Source organism: Sphingomonas sp. FUKUSWIS1 (assembly GCF_000733135.1).
Lineage (GTDB): Bacteria > Pseudomonadota > Alphaproteobacteria > Sphingomonadales > Sphingomonadaceae > Sphingomonas > Sphingomonas aerolata.
In genome coordinates this window covers 1-4,013 of the sequence record NZ_JPJC01000009.1, presented here as the reverse complement: position 1 = coordinate 4,013, position 4,013 = coordinate 1, and the positions used below count along the sequence as shown (strand labels likewise).

The window sequence follows — 4,013 nt, the reverse complement described above, 5'->3', positions numbered from 1 at the left end:
CGTCATTCTGCTCGCGACCGGGGATGCGACCGCGCAGGTGTTTGCGGCACGCTACCGCGGCGCGGCGCGGATCGTGCGACTGGCTACCGGTTCGCACAGCTTCGCCGGGACCGCGAATGCCGGTGCGTTGGAGGCGGCGCTCAGGGACGTGATCGACGGCACGGACGATGCAGGCGCCGCCAGTTCCCCCCACTCGTCATCCTGACGAACGTCAGGACTCAGGGTTACGGGCGATTCCGTCTTTGGCTCTGGATCCTGACTTTCGTCAGGATGACGGAGGGTATGAGGGGCGTGAATCCGACGCACGCCCCCCGCGCTTACTCCGCGGCTTCGGCCAGTTCCGCGAATTCCGCCGCCGCCAGGAACCGTTCGGCGTCGAGAGCGGCCATGCAGCCCGTGCCTGCCGCGGTCACCGCCTGGCGGTAGACCTTGTCGGCAACGTCGCCGCACGCGAACACGCCCTCGACGCTGGTGCGCGTCGAGCCGGTCTCGACCGAGATATAGCCGTCCGAATCAAGATCGATATGCCCGCGGAACAGCTCGGTCGCGGGGTGGTGGCCGATCGCGACGAAGCCGCCATCGACCGCGAGGCGCGAGCGTTCGCCCGTGACGGTGTCCTCGAGCTCGAGCGCGACGAGCCCGGCATTGCCGCCGCCGTCGACGAATTCGCGGACTTCCTTGTTCCACAGCACGGTCACGCCCTTGTGCGCGAACAGCCGCTCCTGGAGGATCTTCTCCGAGCGCAGCGAATCGCGGCGGTGGATCAGCGTCACGTCGGGCGAATGGTTGGTGAGGTACAGCGCCTCCTCGACCGCGGTGTTGCCGCCGCCGATTACCGCGACCTTCTTGCCGCGGTAGAAGAAGCCGTCGCAGGTCGCACAGGCGCTGACGCCCTTGCCCTTCATCGGCTCCTCGCTGTCGATGCCGAGCCACTTGGCCTGCGCGCCGGTCGCGATGACCAAAGTCTCGCCCTCGTAGACGTCGCCGCTGTCGCCGGTCAGGCGGAACGGGCGGCTGCTGACATCGACCTTGACGATCGTGTCCCACATCATCCGCGTGCCGACATGTTCGGCCTGCGCCTGCATCTGCTCCATCAGCCACGGGCCCTGGATGACATCCTTGAAGCCGGGATAATTCTCGACATCGGTGGTGGTGGTCAGCTGGCCGCCGGGCTGGATCCCCTGGACGACGATCGGCGCCATCCCGGCGCGCGCGCCATAGATCGCGGCCGACAGCCCGGCAGGCCCGGAACCGAGAATGAGCATGCGGGTCGTGTGCGTCGTCATCGTGATATCCTTGGAGTTTCGGATCCCATCTAGGCGATGGAGCATGCGATTTGAACCAGCGCCACCGCAATCGGCGTGCATCGTTTGCCGCCCCGCTTCGTTGGAAGGCAAAAGCGGAGAGACGTATGAGCGACGACCGGACCATCGAGATCGAAGACTATACCGCACCCGCCGGCGGCTGGGGGTCGATGAAATCGCTCGTGGAGATATCCGCGCGCGAAAAGATCGGCCCCGAGGCGTTGCGCGAACTCACGCGGCAGAACAAGCCCGAGGGCTTTGCGTGCGTCAGCTGCGCCTGGGGCAAGCCCGCGCATCCGCATACCGCCGAATTCTGCGAGAATGGCGCTAAGGCGACCGCGTGGGAGCTGACATCCTACCGCGTGACGCCGGCCTTCTTTCAGGAGCATACGGTCACCGAGCTGCTCGGCTGGAAGGATTTCGATCTCGAACAAGCCGGTCGCCTGACGCATCCGCTGAAATATGACGCGGCGACCGACAAATATACCGCCTGCAGCTGGGACGAGGCGTTCGCCGGGATCGGTGCGAAGCTCAAGACCTATGACCCGACCAAGGTCATCTTCTACGCCTCGGGTCGCGCGAGCCTCGAGACCTCGTACATGTACAGCCTCATGGCGCGGATGTACGGCAGCCAGAACCTGCCCGACAGTTCGAACATGTGCCACGAGACGACCTCGGTCGGGCTGAAGTCGGCGATCGGCTCCGCGGTCGGGACGATCCACCTTTCGGATTACGAGAAGTGCGACGCAATCTTCTATTTCGGGCAGAATCCGGGCGTGAACAGTCCGCGCTTCCTTCACCCGCTGCGCGACTGCGCCAAGCGGGGTGTCGAGATCGTCGTGTTCAATCCGCTGAAGGAGCGCGGTCTGGAGAAATTCCAGGATCCGCAGAATCCGCTGGAGATGGTCACCGGCAAGTCGACGCCGATCGCCTCGCAATATCACCAGGTGAAGACCGGCGGCGACGTCGGCGCGCTGATGGGGATGTGCAAATATCTGATCGAGGCCGACGATCGCGCGCGCGAACTCAACACGCTGCGGATCCTCGACCACGCCTTCCTCGCCGAGCATACCACCGGGTTCGAGAAGTTCGCGGACGTCGCGCGCAGTACCGACTGGGCGACGATCGAGCATGAAAGCGGGCTGTCGCGCGTCGAGATCGAATCGGCCGCGAAGGTCTATGCCAAGTCGAAGGCGGTCATCGCGGTCTATGGCATGGGGCTGACCCAGCATGTCGGCGGGATCGACAACGTCCACATGCTCGTCAACCTGATGCTGCTGCGCGGGAATATCGGCAAGCCGGGCGCGGGCATGGGCCCCGTCCGCGGCCATTCGAACGTCCAGGGGCAGCGTACCGTCGGGATCACCGAAAAGCCGGAGCTCGCCCCGCTCGACAAGCTCGCCGAGCAATATGGCTTCGAGCCGCCGCGCGAGCTCGGCTGGGACACGGTCGCGTCGTGCGAGGCGGTGCTCGACGGCGAGGCGCAGGCGTTCATCGGCCTGGGCGGCAATTTCGTCCGCGCGATTCCCGACCATGCGCGGATGGAGCCGGCGTGGCGCGGGATCGACCTGACGGTGCACATCGCCACCAAGCTCAACCGTTCGCACCTGCTGCCCGGCAAGACCTGCTATCTGCTCCCCTGCCTCGGCCGGATCGAGACGGACATGCAGGGTACCGGGCCGCAGAGCGTCTCGGTCGAGGATTCGTTCAGCCAGATCTATGGCTCGAAGGGCAAGGCGACGCCCGCCGCGGAGACGCTGCTGTCCGAGCCTGCGATCCTTGCGGGTATCGCCAAGGCGACGCTGGCGCCCAATCCGAAGCTCGACTGGGATGCGTGGGTGCGCGACTATGCGCGGATCCGCGATGCGATCGCCGAGACCTATCCGGACATGTTCTCCGACTTCAACGCCAAGATGTTCACCCCCGGCGGCTTCTGGAAGGGCGTGCCGGCGGCGCACCGCGAATGGCTGACCGAGAGCGGCAAGGCGGAGATCAACGTCCCCCACTCGCTCAACGTCACTGGGTTCGAGGAGAGCGAGGGGCGGTTCCGGCTGATGACGCTGCGATCGAACGATCAGTTCAACACCACCGTCTATGGCTATCACGACCGGTTCCGCGGCGTGAAGGGCACGCGCGACATCGTCTTCATGAACCGCAGCGACATGTTGCGCATGGGGCTGACCGACGGTGACGACGTCGATCTGGTCGGCGATGCTGGCGACAATGGCGACCGCCGCTTCAACAAGCTGCGTGTCGTCGAATATTCGATTCCGGAAGGGTGCGTCGGGGCCTATTACCCCGAGTGCAACCTGCTCATGCCGGTCGCGCACCATGCGCGCGAAAGCCATGTGCCGGCCGCCAAGTCGGTGCCGGTGCGGATCGAGAAGACGCGCTGAGCACGCCCCGGATCCTCGGCGTCGTCCTGGCGGGCGGGCGATCGTCGCGGTTCGGGTCGGACAAGGCGCAGGCGCTGCTCGACGGCCGTCGCCTTGCCGATCACGCCTGTGCGCTGCTCGGGCCGTATGTCGATGACGCAGTGGTCGCCGGGCGGGATGGCCTGATCCGCGACCTGCCGGGGCCCGATCTGGGGCCGCTGGGGGGCATAGCGGGCGCGCTGCACCATGCGGCGGGGCTCGGCTACACCTCGGTCTTCACGATCGCCTGCGACGTGCCCGTGCTGCCCGACGGGCTGCTGGCGGCGCTCGCCCT

General features: G+C 66.1%; 3 protein-coding genes and 1 pseudogene. 3 read left to right on the top strand and 1 reads right to left on the bottom strand.

What is annotated here, in order from left to right; genetic code table 11:
• A pseudogene (locus sphsw_RS19580) lies at positions 1–205 on the top strand (hypothetical protein); the annotation flags it as partial.
• A gap of 112 nt (positions 206–317) precedes the next feature.
• Here sphsw_RS19580 and trxB read toward each other — a convergent pair.
• Positions 318–1,286, bottom strand: a complete 969-nt coding sequence (gene trxB, locus sphsw_RS00775; RefSeq protein WP_031395129.1) for a thioredoxin-disulfide reductase — start codon at positions 1,284–1,286, stop codon at positions 318–320.
• A 125-nt stretch (positions 1,287–1,411) separates the two neighbouring features.
• On the opposite strand from trxB, the gene sphsw_RS00770 reads away from it, so the two are divergent.
• Together sphsw_RS00770 and mobA are read left to right on the top strand one after the other, a co-directional pair.
• Positions 1,412–3,700 (top strand): FdhF/YdeP family oxidoreductase, encoded by a 2,289-nt coding sequence (locus sphsw_RS00770; RefSeq protein WP_031438948.1) that lies wholly within the window; start codon positions 1,412–1,414, stop codon positions 3,698–3,700.
• A partial coding sequence (mobA, locus tag sphsw_RS18515) for a molybdenum cofactor guanylyltransferase (RefSeq protein ID WP_327195628.1) occupies positions 3,583–4,013 on the top strand: 431 nt, incomplete at its 3' end. The genes sphsw_RS00770 and mobA, both read left to right, overlap by 118 nt.